The sequence below is a fragment of the Methylovirgula sp. genome, from assembly GCF_037200945.1.
Taxonomy (GTDB): Bacteria; Pseudomonadota; Alphaproteobacteria; order Rhizobiales; family Beijerinckiaceae; genus Methylovirgula.
This window is the reverse complement of sequence record NZ_JBBCGP010000001.1, coordinates 1,538,908-1,557,762: the sequence shown is the minus strand read 5'-3', so window position 1 is coordinate 1,557,762 and position 18,855 is coordinate 1,538,908. Positions and strand designations below refer to the sequence as shown.

20 protein-coding genes are annotated in these 18,855 nt (G+C 57.0%); 8 read left to right on the top strand and 12 right to left on the bottom strand.

Annotated features, from left to right (window positions below):
- The 3 genes from WDN02_RS07630 to WDN02_RS07620 form a co-directional block, all read right to left on the bottom strand.
- Complete coding sequence (locus WDN02_RS07630) at window positions 1–936, bottom strand: slipin family protein (RefSeq protein ID WP_337292917.1); 936 nt, start codon at window positions 934–936, stop codon at window positions 1–3.
- A gap of 219 nt (window positions 937–1,155) precedes the next feature.
- Window positions 1,156–1,395, bottom strand: coding sequence for a hypothetical protein (locus WDN02_RS07625; RefSeq protein ID WP_337292916.1), 240 nt, complete (start codon window positions 1,393–1,395; stop codon window positions 1,156–1,158).
- Between the two features lie 288 nt (window positions 1,396–1,683).
- Window positions 1,684–2,025, bottom strand: coding sequence for a hypothetical protein (locus WDN02_RS07620; protein ID WP_337292915.1), 342 nt, complete (start codon window positions 2,023–2,025; stop codon window positions 1,684–1,686).
- Between the two features lie 334 nt (window positions 2,026–2,359).
- On the opposite strand from WDN02_RS07620, the gene WDN02_RS07615 reads away from it, so the two are divergent.
- Window positions 2,360–3,343, top strand: a complete 984-nt coding sequence (locus tag WDN02_RS07615) for a D-2-hydroxyacid dehydrogenase family protein (protein WP_337292914.1) — start codon at window positions 2,360–2,362, stop codon at window positions 3,341–3,343.
- 42 nt (window positions 3,344–3,385) lie between these two features.
- Here the strand turns inward: WDN02_RS07615 and WDN02_RS07610 are convergent, their stop codons facing one another.
- From WDN02_RS07610 to WDN02_RS07590, 5 genes are all read right to left on the bottom strand, one after another.
- Window positions 3,386–3,520: a hypothetical protein gene (locus WDN02_RS07610; RefSeq protein WP_281024157.1), complete on the bottom strand. Its 135-nt coding sequence runs from the start codon at window positions 3,518–3,520 to the stop codon at window positions 3,386–3,388.
- Window positions 3,521–3,660: 140 nt separating this feature from the next.
- A complete protein-coding gene (locus tag WDN02_RS07605) occupies window positions 3,661–3,897 on the bottom strand; it encodes a hypothetical protein (protein ID WP_337292913.1) in 237 nt (78 codons plus the stop codon).
- 602 nt (window positions 3,898–4,499) lie between these two features.
- A complete protein-coding gene (gene cydB / locus WDN02_RS07600) occupies window positions 4,500–5,564 on the bottom strand; it encodes a cytochrome d ubiquinol oxidase subunit II (RefSeq protein ID WP_337292912.1) in 1,065 nt (354 codons plus the stop codon).
- A 5-nt stretch (window positions 5,565–5,569) separates the two neighbouring features.
- Window positions 5,570–6,988, bottom strand: coding sequence for a cytochrome ubiquinol oxidase subunit I (locus WDN02_RS07595; protein ID WP_337292911.1), 1,419 nt, complete (start codon window positions 6,986–6,988; stop codon window positions 5,570–5,572).
- A gap of 3 nt (window positions 6,989–6,991) precedes the next feature.
- Entirely contained in the window at window positions 6,992–9,319 is a 2,328-nt protein-coding gene (locus WDN02_RS07590; RefSeq protein ID WP_337292910.1) for an FdhF/YdeP family oxidoreductase, read from the bottom strand.
- A 359-nt stretch (window positions 9,320–9,678) separates the two neighbouring features.
- Between WDN02_RS07590 and WDN02_RS07585 the strand changes: the two genes are divergently transcribed.
- The 4 genes from WDN02_RS07585 (at window position 9,679) to ilvA (ending at window position 14,439) form a co-directional block, all read left to right on the top strand.
- Window positions 9,679–11,685, top strand: a complete 2,007-nt coding sequence (locus WDN02_RS07585; RefSeq protein ID WP_337292909.1) for an FUSC family protein — start codon at window positions 9,679–9,681, stop codon at window positions 11,683–11,685.
- A gap of 4 nt (window positions 11,686–11,689) precedes the next feature.
- Entirely contained in the window at window positions 11,690–11,884 is a 195-nt protein-coding gene (locus WDN02_RS07580; protein WP_337292908.1) for a DUF1656 domain-containing protein, read from the top strand.
- Between the two features lie 28 nt (window positions 11,885–11,912).
- The gene (locus WDN02_RS07575; RefSeq protein ID WP_337292907.1) at window positions 11,913–12,845 is read left to right on the top strand and encodes an HlyD family secretion protein; all 933 of its coding nucleotides are present in this window, start codon (window positions 11,913–11,915) and stop codon (window positions 12,843–12,845) included.
- Window positions 12,846–12,927: 82 nt separating this feature from the next.
- Window positions 12,928–14,439 carry a threonine ammonia-lyase, biosynthetic gene (ilvA, locus tag WDN02_RS07570; RefSeq protein WP_337292906.1) on the top strand — a complete coding sequence of 504 codons (1,512 nt, stop codon included), beginning with the start codon at window positions 12,928–12,930 and terminating at the stop codon, window positions 14,437–14,439.
- Between the two features lie 36 nt (window positions 14,440–14,475).
- Here ilvA and WDN02_RS07565 read toward each other — a convergent pair whose 3' ends face one another.
- From WDN02_RS07565 to WDN02_RS07555, 3 genes are read right to left on the bottom strand one after another with little or no spacing between them, the layout of a single operon-like run.
- Window positions 14,476–15,237, bottom strand: coding sequence for a siderophore-interacting protein (locus WDN02_RS07565; RefSeq protein WP_337292905.1), 762 nt, complete (start codon window positions 15,235–15,237; stop codon window positions 14,476–14,478).
- A 24-nt stretch (window positions 15,238–15,261) separates the two neighbouring features.
- Complete coding sequence (locus tag WDN02_RS07560) at window positions 15,262–15,867, bottom strand: class I SAM-dependent methyltransferase (RefSeq protein WP_337292904.1); 606 nt, start codon at window positions 15,865–15,867, stop codon at window positions 15,262–15,264.
- 52 nt (window positions 15,868–15,919) lie between these two features.
- Entirely contained in the window at window positions 15,920–16,489 is a 570-nt protein-coding gene (locus WDN02_RS07555) for a PadR family transcriptional regulator (RefSeq protein WP_337292903.1), read from the bottom strand.
- A gap of 218 nt (window positions 16,490–16,707) precedes the next feature.
- Between WDN02_RS07555 and WDN02_RS07550 the strand changes: the two genes are divergently transcribed.
- Window positions 16,708–17,160, top strand: coding sequence for an Rrf2 family transcriptional regulator (locus WDN02_RS07550; protein WP_337292902.1), 453 nt, complete (start codon window positions 16,708–16,710; stop codon window positions 17,158–17,160).
- Between the two features lie 80 nt (window positions 17,161–17,240).
- Complete coding sequence (locus WDN02_RS07545) at window positions 17,241–17,867, top strand: XRE family transcriptional regulator (RefSeq protein WP_337292901.1); 627 nt, start codon at window positions 17,241–17,243, stop codon at window positions 17,865–17,867.
- Window positions 17,868–17,919: 52 nt separating this feature from the next.
- On the opposite strand, the gene WDN02_RS07540 is transcribed toward WDN02_RS07545, so the two are convergent.
- Window positions 17,920–18,216 carry a hypothetical protein gene (locus WDN02_RS07540; RefSeq protein ID WP_337292900.1) on the bottom strand — a complete coding sequence of 99 codons (297 nt, stop codon included), beginning with the start codon at window positions 18,214–18,216 and terminating at the stop codon, window positions 17,920–17,922.
- A gap of 406 nt (window positions 18,217–18,622) precedes the next feature.
- On the opposite strand from WDN02_RS07540, the gene WDN02_RS07535 reads away from it, so the two are divergent.
- A complete protein-coding gene (locus WDN02_RS07535; protein WP_337292899.1) occupies window positions 18,623–18,826 on the top strand; it encodes a hypothetical protein in 204 nt (67 codons plus the stop codon).
- The last annotated feature ends 29 nt before the right edge of the window (window positions 18,827–18,855 follow it).

The window sequence follows — 18,855 nt, the reverse complement described above, 5'->3', positions numbered from 1 at the left end:
TTAGTGTTTATCCAATGGTGGACCCTCCGCCGCTTTCGAGCCGTTCTGCAGCTGGGGGGACTGTTTACTCAGCAGCGGAGATGCATCTGCTTTGGCCGGCGCCGCCTTGTTCTCCCCGGCCAAAGCGAGAGCTACGACCGGGTTCATGCTGTCGACCATCGACGTCGGGATCAGGATTGTCGCTCCTCGTTCTTTGGTCGTCTCATAGATGATATTCATGGCCCGGAGTTGCAGAGCTGCTGGGTGATCCGCATACGTCATAGCAGCTTCGACAAACTGCCCTGCGATCGCTGCCTCCGCCGATCCGAGAATTACCCTTGCTTGTTTTTCTCTTTCGGCCTGGGCTTGACGCGACATCGCATCCTGCAATGCGACGGGGATCGCGACATCGCGGATCTCGACCGATTTCACTGAGATGCCCCAATCCGCTGTTTTGCGGCCAATTTCACCGCGCAACAATTCATCAGCGGCAGTCCGCTCGGATAACAGCGCGGCCAACATCGACGACCCGATCATTTCACGGAGCGATGTCTGGGCAACCCGGTCAATGGCTTCGCGATAGTTCGTAATATTCAGAGCCGCGCTTTGGGCGTCGTGGACGAACCAGAATATGATTGCGTCCACATTCACCGGCACCGTATCCTTTGTCAGTGCCTCTTCGGCGCTGAAGGCGGTGGTCTGGATGCGTTCATCGATAACAGCCACCACATTGTCGATGATCGGAATTATGAAGAAGAGGCCAGGGCCCTTGACGCCGCGCAATCGGCCGGCACGTAGAATGACGAATTTTTCCCACGTGTTCGCCATTTTAAGCCCGGTGGCAGCGACGACCGCCGCAATCACAAATGGGATGCCCCAATAAACATGACCCAACGCTCCGAGTGCGAGCCCTATGGCGACGCAGACGAAGGTTAAAAACAGTGTGATAGGATTCATTGGTGCCAGACTCCTGAGAAGACTTTTGTTCCCCTCACGCACGGTTATCCCTCGCGGTTTCGCTGAAGCCTAAGCTACGAGAGGCTTTTTTTTGATTCCAAGCCGCGCTGCCTTACGCATCCGTTTGGAGAACCGCCGCTTTAGGAGCCGCACCTCTCCGTGATTCCACCGCGATAGGTGCTGCGTTCGTTCAGAGTCCTCCGCCCAAGAGACCACCGATCACACCACCAACAATGCCGGGGCCGTACCCGCATCCGTAATATGGATCGCATCCGCCATACCCATAACCGTAGCCGCCGCCATACCCATAGCCGCCGCCATATCCGCGCCGATAACCGCCGCGTCCTGCGAAGCGGTGGCCACCCCTGCCACCGCCGCCAAAATGACCGCCCCCCATATGGCCTCCACCCATGTGGCCACCGCCGCCATGGCCACCGCCACCGTGCCCTCCGCCACCATGCCCTCCGCCACGAGCGTTAGCGGATGACGGAAGGCCCATCCCACCAACCACGAGGGTCATTGTCGCTAAACCAGCGATTAGCATATTTCTTGTTTTGTTCTCCACACCACTAACTCCTAGGCCAGCATGGCCAAGGGGGTAATGCGCGGGAGGCCGGAAGGTCGCATAGAAATCGTGGAAATCGGACCGGATCAAAAGACGCTTTGTCGATGCCCATTTGGATGAACGGAACTTGATCATGCTCGGCCCGGACGGCTCGAACTAGCCGGTCATAGCTTGGACACCAATTAAGCTTGATCCGTGCCCGTGTTATTCGCAATTTCCGAATGCTCGGAAGTTGTGGTGTCACGCTCCGTATCGATGACCTTAACCACGACTTTTGGGAATCCGTCTGAGATTTTCTGCGCTTCCTGATCGGCGATTTCGCGCGTATCGAAGCTTTTCTTTGGTTGATTATCGACCGACACGACATAGCGTGCCATCGTCGGCCGCTTCCAAACTTGACCATGTTCTCTAGCCATATTGAACCATTCCTCACTATCGGTTTTGCCGCCTCCCTCAACGATCGGGCGGCCACATTGCTGTGCGGCCACACGACGATCTTGCCGCGTTGCCAGTTCCGGCTTCAATCAGTTCGAATTGATCCGCGGTTCAAAGCTGACCTGATTCGAAGAGGAGCTACTCTTTAAATAGTGTCGGCCACGCCCGAGGATCCGCTCCCCTTATCAGGGTTTCAATAATCGCCGCCAAAACCGATTGTGAATCGGTAGGCTCAGCCATTGCCTCTGCTTTCTGATCGACTCGGTTATGACGAGAGGATTATCGCGGCGAAGTCCGCAGCTCATTATTGAGCACCGCGAATCGTTAAGCGATTGCCGGATTGAAGGCTAAACTGGGTTGGCCTCCGGTGGCGACGATGCCAATGTCGCGGATCCTATATCATCCTTGAGGAGAAGCACAGTTATGAACGCGAATGAAGGACCTATTAAGCTTGCCATCCTGGATGATTACCAGAACATCGCACTAAAAATGGCGGATTGGTCTCCGCTTCGAGATCGTGTCTCGATAGAGGTATTCTCCGACCATATTTCGGATCCTGATCGCCTTGTGGATCGGTTGCTTCCGTTCGACATCGTCTGTGTCATGCGCGAGAGGACTCCACTTTCTCGCCAAATCATCGAGCGTCTGCCGCGTCTGAAGCTCATCTCATCGACAGGGAGCAGGAACACTTCAATCGACGGCGGCGCAGCCAAGGAGCATGGCATTATCGTAAATAACACCAAAGGCAGCTCAACTGCCCCCATTGAGTTGACATGGGCGCTTATTCTCGCCGGAGTCCGAAACGTTGCATCCGAAAACGCGTTACTTCGGGCGGGAGGTTGGCAGCAATCCGTCGGAGAAGAAATCAAAGGAAAGACGCTTGGCATCTTGGGCCTTGGCAATATCGGAAGCGAGGTCGCACGCATTGGGCGCGCTTTTGGCATGGAGACAATTGCCTGGAGCGAACGCCTGACCAAGGAGAGAGCTGACGAGGTGGGCGCGCGCCTCGTCTCCAAAGATGAACTCTTTAGGGATGCCGATATCGTCAGCATCCACCTCGTGCTTGCCGACGCGACGCGAGGTTTGGTGGGCGCGCGCGAACTTTCTCAGATGAAGCCAACAGCCTGGCTGATCAACACGTCTCGCGGGCCGATCGTGGATGAACATGCTCTGGTTACGGCATTGAGCGGGCGTAAGCTCGCGGGCGCGGCGATCGATGTTTTCGATATTGAGCCTCTGCCGACGAAACACTCTTTCAGAGTTCTCGACAATGTTCTAGCGACGCCGCATATCGGTTACGTGTCGCGGAGTGAATACGAGGTTTTCTATGGCGAGACCGTTGAAGGCGTTATTGCATGGTTAGATGGACGAGCTTCGCAGCCTTCCACGAACGTCACCGTACCGTAACATTAAACTCCCCACAATGTCCCTCACGAGTCGCCATCGCATTCAGCGCCGCCGTGAAAGAGGTACATAGCCAAGAATCCAGGTCATCACCCATGTGCCGAGGGCCCAACCCAAAGCCATAAAAAATCCCCATACAAACCAGACGATAATGGAATTAGCCGAAATGACTTCGAACATGCGGTTTTCCTATGGAGTCAGACGTCGCCGACGTGAACGTTAATGCGGCGGCTAAGTTCCGCTGCCCTAGCCCTTGCCGCTCGCCGTTCGCGCGGAATGAGGGATCAGGCAGAACGATGATCTGACGGCCGAGATCGGAATCAGGCGTGCCGAAAATCTACGTCCCTGGCGGAAACAACCAGATAGCCGGGCATCTCTAGCTCATAGGCAACTCTTAAATATTGAGCCTTTGCCATCTCAAAGTTCGACTTCCGCCGGAGCGCCTCCGGATGCTGGTCGAATAGATGACTCATAACTTTGTATGATTCCCAAGCCTCGATCATATTTTGGAGCGCGCGTTTCCATTGCGGATATTGCGGAAGATCTTCGACAGTCATCTTAATGCTCCCTAATGTTGACAGCCTCTCAAAAAGGAAGCCGCTCATGTGGCGGCTTCAAAGTTTATCGACACTGCGGAGGAAGATATTCGCAGAATCGACGTGGTCGGCGCTATAGCGCGGTGCTAGGTCCGCAGAGCACAGGCACGAATATCTCGCCAGCCGATCAGTGAGTTCTGAGCAAAATTGAACAGTTCCATCAAATATTTTGCGCCGTGGTTAACTGGTATTAACATACCGACACCGGGCAACTCAGCTTTTTTGGGTTCCGAGGAAGGCACGCATAGAGGTAATCGCGCGACGGGTCCTGTGGGAGCGATCGTGGGAGGCGCCATCGGCGCGGGGTCGAGTCCGCGAACCGGGCGCTAGGACTGGCTATCATCACCATCGCTACTGCTGGCGGCACGCCATGGCCATTGCCGTTACTAGCGGGCCGCGGTGAAGATGCTAGGCTCGTTTGCCCAATGTTGGCGATTATATCAAATGCAGAGCGGTCGAAGGCGAAGCCATGTAGGTCGGGGCCACGAGACAGTCCTCAGGCCGACGGCTCGCTACGCGCCAGCGAAACATCCGCCAAACTCAAGAGCCTGACGGTCACCACATCAACTGAGATGAAGGACGTTATCCTGCGTGCAAGTGTGACGCGCATGAATCCCAGGATTTAGCTCGATACCGTCATCTGCTATCGCATGGTCTGGAATCTTGCCCCGGAAGACCCAGTAAGCGTGGAATTGGTAGGCCAGCACAATGGGGATGATGACGATAAGCCCGGCGCCGATGAATGAAAGAGTCTGGGGATCCGACGCGCTGTCCCAGATTGTTATGTGGCGCGGGACGACATAGGGCCAAAGGCTCACGAGAAGACCGAGAAACCCAAGCAAGAACGTAAAGATGGACAACACGAAAACCCTCGTGTCGCTCGTCCCCCACAACGCGCGCCATGTTGCGACGAGAGTCCCTATCGTGACCAATGGGACGAGGCCGAGCTCGGCGATATTCGGCCATGAGAACCAGCGCTGGTCGACAGCCGGTTGGCTGAAGGCCGTCCATGCGCTCACGATCGCCATCAACGCCGTCGTCAGAATCAACGCCGCATGCCCGATTTCCCGTGCGAAGATTTGTGTCGACCCTTCCGTTTTCCAGATCAGCCATCCTGCGCCCATGAGCGCATAGCCACCGATGAGGCCGATGCCGCAGAGAACGCCAAGAATGCTCAAAAATGAAAATGGTCCACCACTGAACATGCCGTTCGACATGCTCACGCCACTGATGAATCCGCCAAGCACCAGGCCTTGGCAAAAGGCGGCTAGAAGCGAACCGCCGGCGAATGCAAAATCCCAAACGCGGCGGAAGCGTCCGCTTTCAGCGCGAAACGAGAAGGCGATGCCGCGGAATATCAGCGCAAACAGCATGAAGAGGATGGGCAGATAAAACGCCGGCAGCAGCACGAAATAAGCCGCCGGAAATGCGGCCCAAAGCAATGTGCCGCCGAAGACGAGCCAGGTTTCGTTGCCGTCCCAGACGGGCTCAATGCTTTCGATCATCCTGTCGCGATCGATATCCCGGGGCGCAAAGAGGAACAGGATGCCGACGCCAAGGTCAAAACCGTCCGCCAGCACATAGAGAGCGACGGAAAAGGCCGCGAGAAGCGCAAAGAACAGGGGCATCGATCTTATTCTCCGGGAGAAAGACTGCCGACGTTCGTCGGCGTCGCCGCCGGGGCGCCGACGACAGTCGGGGCGGCGCGATCGAGACCCGGCCGGAAGGTGCCCCCGTAGGATGGTCCCCAAGTCGGTCCTTTGAGAACCAAACGGCCCGCGAAATAAAGAAACCCAAGCAGCAAAATATTATAAATCACGAAGAAACCTACGAGCGTCGTCGTGATCGCGCCAGCAGCGACGGGCGACGCGGCATCCGCGGTTCGGAGCATCCCATAGACGACAAACGGCTGGCGCCCGGTTTCAGTGACGGTCCAGCCAGCAAGGACCGAAACGAAGCCAAGTGGCGTCGCCAGAACCGCGAGATATTGAAACCATTTCGTTTCAAAGAGACGGCCACGCCAGCGGAGTACCGCGCCCGTTACGGCAAGCCCAAGCAGGATCAGCCCAACGCCGACCATGATGCGGAAGGCGAAAAATACGATCGGCACATAAGGCCGATCGCGGGGCGGCACTGCCTTCAGGCCCTGAACCTCGCCATCCCAGGTATGGGTGAGATAAACGCTCGCGAGATGCGGGATACTGATCTCGTAGAGGTTCTTTTCGGACTTCATGTCCGGCCACGCAAAGACCGCAGCGGGAACATCTTTCTCGGTAGTCCAGAGCCCCTCCATCGCGGCGAGTTTCGTCGGTTGATATTGCCTTGTGTTGAGGCCCTGCATATCGCCGAGCAGAATTTGCAGCGGAGCCAACGCGAGAGCTGCCCACAGCGCCATCGAAAAGGCCGTCCGTGCCGCATCGACATGCCGCCGTTGCAGAAGATGAAAAGCCGATACGCCGGCGACCACGAAGGAGCATGTAAGAAAGCTGGCGCAGACCATATGCAACAAGCGATAAGGGAAAGACGGGTTGAAGATGACATGCCACCAGCTGACGACGTGGAATATGCCATGTGAATCCGCCACGGCCCCGGACGGGGTCTGCATCCACGAATTGGCCGCGATGATCCAGGTGGCGCTTATTAATGACCCAAGACTCACCATCACGCAGGCGAAAACATGCAGACCGCGCGAGACACGTCCCTCACCGAAAAGCATGATTCCGATGAAACCGGACTCGAGAAAAAAGGCGGTTGCGGCCTCGTACATTAGCAGAGGACCGACGACATTGCTGACCGCGCGGGAGAAGCCCGCCCAATTGGTGCCGATCTCATAACTGAGCACGATCCCAGTGATGACACCCATTCCGAAACCGAGTGCGAACAAACGCATCCAGAATCGCAGGAGGTCACGGTAAACCGGTTTGTCGGTCAGCCAGACGAGAATACTGAGCCAGGCGACGAACGCAGACGTGCCGATGGTGAAGGTCGGCCACAGGATGTGATAGCCGATCGTGAAGGCGAACTGCAGTCGCGAGAGGATATCGGCCCTCATGGTTCAAGTCGCCTCTGCGAGGGAAAGCGCAGCGGCTTTGTTCGTATGCGCTTTTGCGCGTGACAGCCGCACCGGCACGCCCTTGCTCGATGGTGTGTGGCTTTTTGGATCGCGTGCATAAAGGGGAATGAGCGGGTTTGTCTCGGGATAATAGGCGGCGCAGCACCCGTCTGGAAACTTATATTCGACAATCAGCAGATTGCTCACCACCCGCTCAATGCCGTCATCGGAGACCGTCGTCAGATCAACACGGTCACCATTGGCGAGGCCACGTTTGGCGATTTCCTTGGTGTTCAAGAAGACGATATCGCGTTGCCCGAAAACACCGCGATAACGATCCGACATCGAATAGATCGTCGTGTTGTATTGATCATGGCTGCGCACCGTGGTGAGCCACAGAACCTCTGGATCGCGTTCCGGCAAATCTTCGTCGAGTCCGTCGAAGACGAGAAAATTCGCCCGCCCGGACGGTGTCATCCAAATTCGTTCGCGAGCGGTGGAGGTCAAATGGAAGCCTCCGGGAACTCTGATCCGATCATTATAGGCTTGAAAAATCGGGAACACGGCTTCAATGCCAAGCCGTATCCGATCATAATCGGCGATCATATCCTCCCAAGCGACCTTTGATCCGGGACCCAGCGTCGCGCGCGCCATTCCTGCGATGATTGCGGGTTCGCTGCGCAAATGCTCGCTTACGGGAACGTTCATGCCGCGCGACGCATGCACCATCGACATCGAATCCTCGACGGTGACCGCCTGCGGGCCGTTCGCCTGGATGTCGATCTCGGAACGGCCGAGGCAGGGAAGAATGATCGCCTCGCGGCCATGGACCATATGACTGCGATTGAGCTTCGTCGAAATCTGTACGGTGAGATCGAGTTTACGCAGCGCGCCTCGGGTCTGTATCCAATCCGGCACCGCTGCGGCGAAATTTCCGCCAAGCGCGATGAAGACTTTCGACTCGCCACGGATCATGGCTTCCAAGGCGGTGACGACATCATGCCCGTGAGCGCTCGGCGGCTTGAACCCAAAACGCTTTTCGAGGCGACTGAGAAATTCCGCGGTCGGCTTTTCCGTGATGCCGACGGTACGATCCCCCTGCACATTCGAGTGCCCGCGAACCGGGCAAACACCAGCACCCGGTCGTCCAACATTGCCGCGCAACATCGCGAGATTGGCAATCTGCTGAACCGCGAGAGTGCCATAGCGATGCTGGGTGATCCCCATGCCAAAGACAAGGATCGCGGTCGGCGCGTTCATGTAAACCATCGCCGCGGAGCAAATCTGAGCACGGCTTAAGCCGGACTTTCGTTCGATCGCTGTCCAGGACGCCGCACGCAGGTCGGCGGCAAGCGCCTCGAAGCCCTTTGTGTGTCCGTTAATGAAGTCCACGTCGACGACTCGCGGCGCGTCAGCAGCTATCGCCGCGTCATCGGCTTCAATCATGGCTTTCATCAGCCCTTTGAGCACCGCGACATCGCCGCCGACACGCACCTGATAAAGACTCTCGCTGATCGGCGTGGACGTCAGTGTCACCATCTCGATGGGGCTCTGCGGCGCCTGGAAGCGTTCAAGTGAGCGCTCCCGAAACGGATTGAAAGAGATGATAGGTACACCCCGCCGCGATGCATCGCGCAGCGTCGTCATCATACGCGGACTATTCGTGCCGGGATTCTGACCGAAGATAAAGATAGCGTCGGTAGAATCGAAGTCTTCGAGAAGGACCGTGCCTTTGCCGACGCCGAGCGACTCGGGCAGGCCCACGCTCGTGGCCTCATGGCACATGTTCGAGCAATCGGGGAAATTATTCGTGCCGTATTCGCGGGCAAAAAGCTGGAAGAGAAATGCCGCCTCATTGGACGCGCGCCCGGATGTATAAAAGTCCGCGGCGTTTGGATTGCTGAGGCCGTTCAGATGACGGCCAATGACGGCAAAGGCATCGTCCCAGGAGATCGGTTTATAATGATCGGAAGCGGCATCGTAGACCATCGGGTGAGTGACACGTCCCACCATTTCGAGATCATAATCGCTCCACGTGTCGAGCTCCGTAACCGTGTGAGCAGCAAAGAATTCCGGCGCACACCGTTTCGCTGTGGCCTCCCACGCGATCGCCTTCGCGCCGTTTTCGCAAAACTCGAAGGATGACGTGTGTTTTGGGTCAGGCCACGCACATCCGGGGCAATCAAAGCCCTCGGGCTGATTCATCCGCAAAAGCGATGTGGTGCCCTTGACGGCGATGCCTTGCTCATCGAGCGCCTCGGCAACTGCCTTGAGTGCGCCCCATCCGCCAGCCGGCTGGTGATAAGCGGAGATCGATTTACGGACGGTCATGCGCAACCCTCTGCATGAGCTTGGCTGGAGCCAAACGGTAAGCTTGGATTTCAGACAACCTCGAAGCTATCATACCTCTTGAGTTTGATGACGATCGAAAACGCCCGAAAAATTCCGATTTCGCACGATGCGATAAAGTAATTCACGTGCGGGAATATTGTCCATCGTACACATGCGCGTTCGGAGAATCTGGGTTCGATTTCGTCCGACGCGCTCAGCCGAGGGTTCGTGCTATATAAAAAACTACTCAGCATACGCGCTGCGCCGGCATGCAGGATTCTTGTTGGCTGACGCCTGGCGGAGTGGAAACTCATTTCAAAAGCCTTAATCTCAGCTCGGCTCACATCGGGGGAAACACTTTGTCAGCCGCAACCCGCGAACCCGCCAGCGATAGAAGTTTCGGATCTGCCAGTCTCCGCGACGAAAACTGGCTTGAATTGCCAACGTTTTATCCGGATGCGCTTGGCTTTGCGGCTCGGACATCAATCGCCATTCTGCTTGCCTATTTTGTTTCGTTTTGGGCTCAGATTGAAACACCCGCGTCAGCCGGAATCTGTGCGGCGCTCATCGCTCAGCCGACACAGGGCATGGCGCTTTCCAAAGCCTTCTACCGCGTGGTCGGCACGATTATCGGTGGTGTTGTCGCTCTTTTCCTCGCGAGCCAGTTTCCGCAAAGTGGACTCCCGCTGCTGATAGCATTCTGCTTATGGCTCGGTCTCTGTTCATTCGTCGCATCTTTGTTGCGAGACTTCGGCGCTTATGGTGCCGTCCTTTGCGGTTACACCGTCGGAATCATTCTGTTGACGGACATCGATACGCCGCAAAATGTATTTGACACGGCAATAAACCGCGTCGCCGCCAATCTAATTGGAATCGCCGCTGTTGCGCTCGTCAATCTGGTATTCACTCGAAACGTAACCTACAAACGGCTTGCTTCGTCATTGGAGGCGCGTCTCGTGGAAGTCCGCTTATTGGCCCGGCGGATTCTCGATAGATCCGAAGCACCCGACCCCCTTACTTATACAAAGCTCGAATATTCGATCGTTTCGCTTCACAGCGAAGTTATTTACGCAGCGGCGGAGCTTGCAGACGGCAAGACGCGAAGCGCCGGCGCCCGAAACGCCATCGCAGGACTGGTCCGCATGTTGGTGGCCAGCCGTGCAATCGATCGCGGTCTAAGGGCGATCGCAATAGATGCCGACGTCGATACGATTTTAGGGCAGGCAAGGCGCGCTCTCGACAGCACCACTGGAAATCTCGCAAGCTATCAAGCGGCGACGCCGCTGGAAGCTTTCATATTGGAACGCGCGCGCGATCTGATATGCGCGCACAGGCTAGCCGCGGATGGTCTGGATGTTCTTGTAAACGGCGCGAATCAGAAAATCACAGCCCCACAATTTACCTTTTATCGAGATTATTGGGCTGCCGCCCTCAGCGCCGTCCGTACAATGATAGCGGCAGGTCTTTGCGCGAGGTTCTGCGTTGTCTCAGGCTGGAGCGGCTCATCGTTTATGCTCATTCAGCTTTCGGCATTTGCAGCGTTACTTGGGATGCAAATCAATCCCACGAGATCGGCCATATACGCGTCACTTGCCGTATTGCCGGCCGCATGCATCGCCGGCGTCGTGGCATTTTTGGCGTTGCCGATCGCGTCGAGTTTCGAGCTCTTTGCTTTGGCGACCATGCCGGCTATTTTTGCGATCTGTTTGGTGGCGCGCCATCCCCACACGGCGCTGATTGGCATTAACATGCTGCTTTATTTTACTTTGCTTTTGAATCCCTCCAACCAACAGACTTATGATTTTTTAACTTTCACGAATAATGCGCTCATGATCGGGGGATCAGCGGTCTTTTTGTTCTTTTCGTTTGTTGTCATACTACCCGTCGCGCCCAAACGACGGTTTAACCGCGTTGCAGACGATATCGCTCTCGAACTCCGTAAGACATTCCGAATTGGTCGTCTCCGGGACCAGGCAATCACCGAGGTTCTTCAATGCGATCGTTTGGGCACGGCGTTGACCTGGCTTGCTCAAGCGGATTCAATCGAGCCCGGCGACCTTGAACGTTTGATCGATTTCGCGGACCTGGAGATCGCGCTCGAGCGCCTTTCCCGGGGCCTCGCATTCTCAACGACAAATGGGCATTCGCGGGATGGGGCCGTTCGGGAGATGCATAATTGGGTCACAGGTGACGATTCCGAAGCCGCGGATACGGCGATGAAAGCCGTGCTGGAACAGGTGTCTGCAAATAAAGACTCCTCCGCGATATCTCATGCGCTTCAAGTTGTCTCAGGCATTTTCGAGGCCCGGCTCATCGTGAGCGGTCAGAAGAGTTCCTTGCGACTTAAAGACGTTCTGCAGGATTAAGCCAATGTGGAAGGAGACCAATATATTCGGCATATTCTTCCCGCCGCTCATCGCCTACATGATCGTCGCGGCAGCACTTTACCTCCCTGTACGATACTGCCTGAGAGAACTGGGGACATTGAGATGGTTCTGGAATCCATCCCTCGCGGAGGCTTGCATCTACATTTCGATCCTCGGCGTTTTGATAATATTGTTTTGATCGCGTCATGTCTTCGAGTTGATACGCTATGACCCCCTTCGCCCGCCAAACGATCCGAATCACGACAACATTTTTCATTTTAGGCTTTGCTGCAATCGCGGCGATCGGTTTTTGGCATTATTATCTCGTCGGTTCCTGGACTCGCGACGGCGAGGTCGAGGCAAATGTTGTCAATCTATCACCGCAGATTTCCGGCCGCATTATTCGAATTCCTGTTCGAGACAATCAAACGGTTCGCAAGGGCGACATACTTTACGAGATTGATCCTGCGGATTTCCAAATTGCCGTGGACGTCGCGGCCGCAAATGTCCAGAGCACGCTTGCCGACGCGACACTGAAAAAAGCCGAAGCCGCCGGTAGGGCAAAACTAACTGATCTCGCAATTTCGCCTGAAGAGCAGGAGATTTATGGTAGCTCGGCTAAAGTAGCTGAGGCGAGTTATAAACTCGCGGTCGCGCGGCTGAATGAAGCGCGCCTGAACCTACAGCGAACCAAAGTGGTGTCGACTGTAAATGGCTATGTGACGAACCTTCTCCTGCGACCGGGCGATTTCGCGACGCTAGGCGTTGGTAATATATCCATCGTAGACTCGGATAGTTTCTGGATTGCCGGCTATTTCGAAGAGACAAAGCTCTCGCATATTAGAATTGGTGATCGTGCAGTCGCCGCTCTCTTGGGCTTCCGCGATCCTGTGTCTGGGCATGTCGAAAGCATTGCGAGAGGCATCAATATTCCAAATGAGTCCCGCGGCAACCTCGGCTTAGCCTCTGTCAGCCCGGTATTCTCCTGGGTACGCTTGGCGCAGCGGATTCCCGTTAGAGTTCACATTGACTCGGTCCCCAAGACGGTCGAACTCGCGGTTGGAATGACGGCGACCGTCAGTGTCGGGCCCGATGCGTCGCCATCTTCCTGGCACGGCTGGATATCGCGTGCTGCCTCTGCCCTTTTTCAGGGACATTGACTTCACATAGGAGACCGGCCTTCCTCAACCTCGAATCGTCAGGCGACGCGAGCCGAGCGGTCAGAAAATAAACGGGTGCCGATTGACCGATTACGTCCGCAGAATTCTCGATGCCCGCGTCTATGATGTCGCGGTGCGGACACCTCTTGACCCGATGGTGCGACTAGCGCACCGCCTCAGCTCCTCGATCTTCCTGAAGCGTGAAGACCTTCAGCCGATCTTTTCATTTAAGATTCGCGGTGCCTACAACCGCATCGTTCGGCTTTCAGACGCGGCGAAAGCCGCGGGCGTCATCTGCGCATCGGCCGGCAATCATGCGCAGGGCGTGGCGCTGTCGGCCAACAAGCTCGGGATCGCGGCCACCATCGTCATGCCAGTAACGACGCCGACGATCAAAATCGACGCTGTGCGCTATTGGGGCGGCAAGGTCGTGTTGCGCGGCGATACGTTCGACGAGGCTTACGATCATGCCCTGGCGCTGGAAAGCAAACATGGACTGACCTTTGTCCACCCCTACGACGACGGCGATGTCATCGCCGGCCAGGGGACTATCGGTGTGGAAATACTGCATCAGCATCCAGACCCGATCGAGGCGATCTTCGTCCCCATCGGCGGCGGCGGCCTCGCGGCCGGCATCGCATCCTATGTCAAATTCCTCCGGCCGGAGACGAAGGTGATCGGCGTCGAACCTGTCGATGCCGCCTCCATGAAAGCGGCAATTTCAGCAGGCAAACGTGTTGTTCTTGATCGCGTTGGTCTATTCGCAGATGGCGTCGCCGTCCGTCAGGCTGGGGAAGAAACTTTCCGCCTCTGCCGAAAACTTCTCGACGATGTCATCCTCGCCGATACCGACGCAATCTGCGCCGCTATCAAGGATACTTTCGAAGACATACGCGTACTGGCAGAGCCGGCTGGCGCTCTTTCCCTCGCCGGTTTGAAGGCTTATGCGCTGACCAACCCGCGGCGCTCCGGCGCGCTCGTCGCCATTAATAGCGGTGCCAACATGAATTTCGACCGGCTCCGCCATGTTGCCGAGCGGGCTGAAGTCGGTGAGGCACGCGAGATCCTGCTCGCGGTCACCATTCCGGAAGAATCCGGTAGCTATCGGCGGTTCGTCCAGGTGCTGGGCAGCCACACCGTTACCGAATTCAACTATCGTTATGCTGGCGGTAGCCAAGCGCATGTCTTTGTCGGCCTGAAGTTGACCGATGCAACGCACGAGAAGGCGGCGATCATCGCGCAACTTGAAAAGCTTGGCTATGGCGTACTCGACATCAGCGCCGATGAAACAGCCAAGCTGCATGTCCGCTACATGGTAGGCGGGCGCGCACCTGCGCTTGCCGACGAACTAATTCTGCGTTTCGAGTTTCCCGAGCGACCGGGCGCCCTGCTCCAATTCCTGAATGGGGTCGGCGCAGACTGGAACATTACATTGTTTCATTACCGCAATCATGGCGCCGATTACGGTCGCGTTCTAGTGGGTATTCAAGTGGCACCAGGTGACCGCGCCCGCTTCGATGACCGTCTTGCCTCGCTCGGTTATCCCTTTGAGGATGAAACCGCGAATGATGCCTACCGACTGTTCTTACGCTAGCTGAGGGACCCGTCCCCCCAGGATTTTGTCGGTTCCCTATCTGCCCGGCGATCGGTCGGCCAACTTGTCATGGGCATCGGCGACACCCTTACGCCAATAGCCGGCTGCCTTCATCCAAACGAGCGGATGGCCACATGAATTGACAAGGTAATCGCGCGCGGCACGCGCGACGGATGCCTCGGCCGCGATCCAGACAAAACCATCTCCCTCCGGAAGCGAAAGCGTCCGGAGCGCCGAAAGCAGCGGGGCAGGATCGTTGGCGCGATCAAGCGGCCGGTGAACCCAGACAGTCTCATAGTGCGCGCGGGTGGCAAAGGTTTGTTCCTCCACCTGAGCCGCGACCGACACGACACTGATGATGCGCGTGCTCTCTGTCATTTCCTCAATGCGGCGCCCGATCGCGGGCAGCGCGGTCTCATCGCCGATCAGAAGCCACCAGTCGAACGTCGGCGACACCACGGTTGAACCGCGCGGGCCGCCGATCTCGATCCGATCGCCTGGTTCGGCCTCGATCGCCCAACGCGTCGCCGGACCTGCGTCATGCATCGCGAAATCGATAGTCAATGTGTGCGCCACTGGATCGTAACGTCGTGGCGTGTAGTCACGCCGCTCGCCTTGGCCTGCTTGCGACGGAATGAACAGCTTCACGTGATCGTCCGGGGCCAAACTCGCGAAATCTGCGAGGTCGTTTCCCGCGAACAGAATGCGGATCATGCCGGGCGTGATCCGGCTTTTCTCCTTGACGGTCAGGCTTCGACGCTTCGGCTCCAGCCGATGCCGGGTGATTTCATGCGCCATCACGAACTCCGAAAATTCTTCCTGTCAGGCCGGCTCGAAGCGGCTGACTTCGATCCCCGAGCCCACAGGCAGCAGCACGCTGGTGATGCCGGCTTTGGAGCGAACGGCACGGCCGTAATGTTTCACGTCCTCGTCGCCCGGATAGATCATGTTATCGGCGACGAGGATCGCGCCCGGATTGAGCTTGGGATAAAAGGCGTCAAGGCACGGGGCATAGAGGTCTTTCCAGAGATCGACGAGAACGAAGTCCACATCGGTCTGCAGATCACCGATCATCTGCACGGCCTCGCCAACCCGGAAGTCGATATAATCGACCAGCCCCGCCTTGATCGCCATGTCGCGCGCGAAGGCGGACTTGTAATCGTGCAGTTCCATCGTGATCAGCCGGCCACCACTTACCCGCGCAGCCTCCGCCAGCCAGATGCCGGAATAGCCGAAGGAAGTACCAAGTTCCAGGATGGTCGGCGCCTTGAGGCTTTTAGCCAGAATGTTGATGACCTGTCCGGTGTCAGGCCCGACGGCACGCAGGCGACGATCCTGGCCATTATCTTCCGTCGTCCACGGCTTATCGCGTTCTTCGCGGATCAACGCGTGATAGGCATCGAGCACTGCGGCGATCTTCTCGTCCATGCGTAAATCCTGTCGTGTGAGGTGTCGTCGAATTATTGACCGCAGCCGCGAGTCAACTGCGCTCCACGGTTTGCGCCGCCGCATCGAGCGCGGCCGCGATACTTTCCGCGGCGGCCTGGTCGATCGTCCCACGTTTGAGGCGCAGGCGAAGGGCGAGCTTCAGGTTCTCCACGGCCCGCACGATTGGCGCCGGAGCGGCAGCCGGGCCGCCACCCTCCGGGCGCAGGCGCGATTGCAACTCGTCGGCGGCCGCGCGATTGGCAACGAGGAAGGCCTCGCCTTCGGCGGTGAGGCGATAGAGCTTGCGGCCTGACTCCACAGCATCGATCGCGGCGTAACCCATGTCGTCGAGCCACGCGAGCGTGGGATAAATCACGCCGGGACTCGGGATATAGCTGCCCCCGAATCGCTCCTCGATTGCCTTGATAACCTCATACCCGTGGCGCGGGCGCTCGGCGATCATCGCCAGGAGGAGGAGGCGCAGTTCGCCATAGTCGAAGAGTCGGCCACGGCCGCCGTGCCGGTGAAGGCCACCATGATGACGGTGGTGATGATGAAGGTTCGATGGATCGCCCGGGGATGCGAAATGATGGCCCGGGCCCTCCTTGTCTCTGTGTCTCATCTTAGTTGATGTATATCACGATATAACTAAATTCAAGATATATCTAGATAACATTCGTTTTTCCGAAACGACTCCAAGGTCATCGGTCTCGATCTTTTCCGCATCTTTTTTTGCGGCGCGGGAAGAATTGCATCGAGGGAGCACGGCAAAGAGAAAATTGCTCTCTTTCTGAAAATCGACTAGGCATAAAGGATTAACGCCGGGTCCCGCTCGTCTCGATGCTCACAAGCAAAGCAAAATACGGCCTCAAGGCGCTCATGCATCTTGCGACCTATGACGGCCCGTGTCTCGCGGAAGAGATCGCCACGGAGAACAATATTCCGCGCAAATTTCTCGATGCCATTCTCGTCGAGTTGCGCAATGCGGGAATTCTCACGAGTCGGCGCGGCAAGGGCGGCGGTTATCATCTCGCTAGACCAGCCGACAAAATCACGGTCGGCCAGATAATTCGCATTCTCGATGGATCTTTGGCTCCTATAGCTTGTGCGAGCCGCACGGCCTACCGCCCATGTCGCGATTGTCCGGACGAGAACGCCTGCCAGATTCGCGACCTCATGATTGATGTCCGCGATTCAATGGCGCTCATTCTTGATCGGACGACCATTATGTCGCTGAAAGGCCGCAACGCGCGTGAAGCAGAGCGGCTTTGGGAACGCGCGCGTCGTCCTTGACCTAAAGGCATCTTTCTTTATAGTCTATAGTCATTATAGATTGTGGGGTAACAGACGTGGCGGGCGGGAATAGCAGAAGTGTGCTCGGGGTCGGATTACCCGCAAATCGAGATGAGCCTCTTCGTCATTTTTCGACGATCCTCGGAGAGCGCCTCCGCCGCCTGATGGCGCGGGAACGGATTTCGCTCGACAAACTGTCGGACTTCTTGGGCATCTGCCGGAATAGCCTGTCGCGCATTTACGACGGCGAAGTCGTCCCCACCATCAGCCTGATCTGGAAAATCGCCAACGTCTTTGGTGTTCCTTTTGGCAGCCTGATCTCTTCCCGCGAAGGACGCGGCACGTTTGTTCTTCGGTCCGCCGACACGGCTGTCTTGTCGTCGAGCGACGGGCAATTCACATCGCGCGCGCTCTTTCCCTACAACAGCGAGAGGCTGGTCGAATTCTATGAATTGCGGATTGCGCCCGGACATACCGAGGACGCCGTCGCTCATGTTCCTGGAACCGTCGAATGCCTCGTCGTGACGCGCGGGACGGTCGAGATAACATCCGGCAAAGAACCGTCGGAGACCTTACGAAAAGGCGACGCTATCGTCTTCGAAGCCGACGTTCCGCATCGCTATGCGAACCGCGGAAAGAATGAAGCCGTGCTTTATCTGGTGATGTCCTACACGCGCTTGGGCGACGAAAGAGGCCACGACAACTAACCGTCGCCTGCACGACAGATTCGACAGCCGCGCCCGGCGGCGCAAAGACGCGTCAGATGTAACAAGTCCTTTCGACGTCGGTTTCGCTGCGCCAATCCCGGACGAAGACCGGCCTGATTAACTCGATCAACTCGAGTTCTATATTCCCTTCCCATTGCCGCGAAGAGTGTATCGGCAATTCGAGCCACCCAATATGAGTCTGTTGCGAGACGATGAGACGTGCATCGACAAGAATGTCATTTTCCGACCGCACCCGCACATTGTAGTGCGCGGGTAATGGCTTCAGATATTCGCCGAATTTAAAATAGCCGCGCGCATAACGCGCATGTGGCTCTCTTTGAAAACGCACTTCGATCGTCCATGGCCGCCCAAGGACAGCTGTGGCGCCGGCGATGTCACCAGATCGAAGGCAATTGCGGATGCGGGTTGATGAATAGGCTTCTCCATCGTCCCCTAGCACGGGACCGACGTTCCCCACGGAGAAACCGAGTTGTGCGCCGAGGTGCTTGAGCAATGCGACGTCACCTTTCCGCGCGGCGCCGAAGCGAAAGTTATAGCCACAAACGACATGGCCGGCACGGAGGCGGCCAGCCAGAATCGCAGAGACAAAGTCTTCAGCCGAGATAGATGCAAATTCGCGCGTAAACGGCAGTTCGACACAAAAGTCCGCACCCAGCGCGCGTAGAGCGGAATATTTCTGTTCTGCGAGCGTCAGAAGAAAGGGGCGCCTGTCGAGGCTGTGTCAGAAGGCGCGGGTGCGGCGTGAAAGTCACGACGCCGACCGGATTTCTACGCGCGCGCGCGGCGGCAATGAGCGCCGCATGACCGCGGTGAACGCCGTCGAAACTGCCGAGAACCAGCGAAGCGCCGCGTGGCGCATCGCTCAAGTCTCGAAGCTCACGAAAAATGCGCATGCCATCTCCAACAAAAATCGCTTAACTTGCCTTCCACACTGGTAAGGGCTCGCAATCACAACCTGTCGATCATA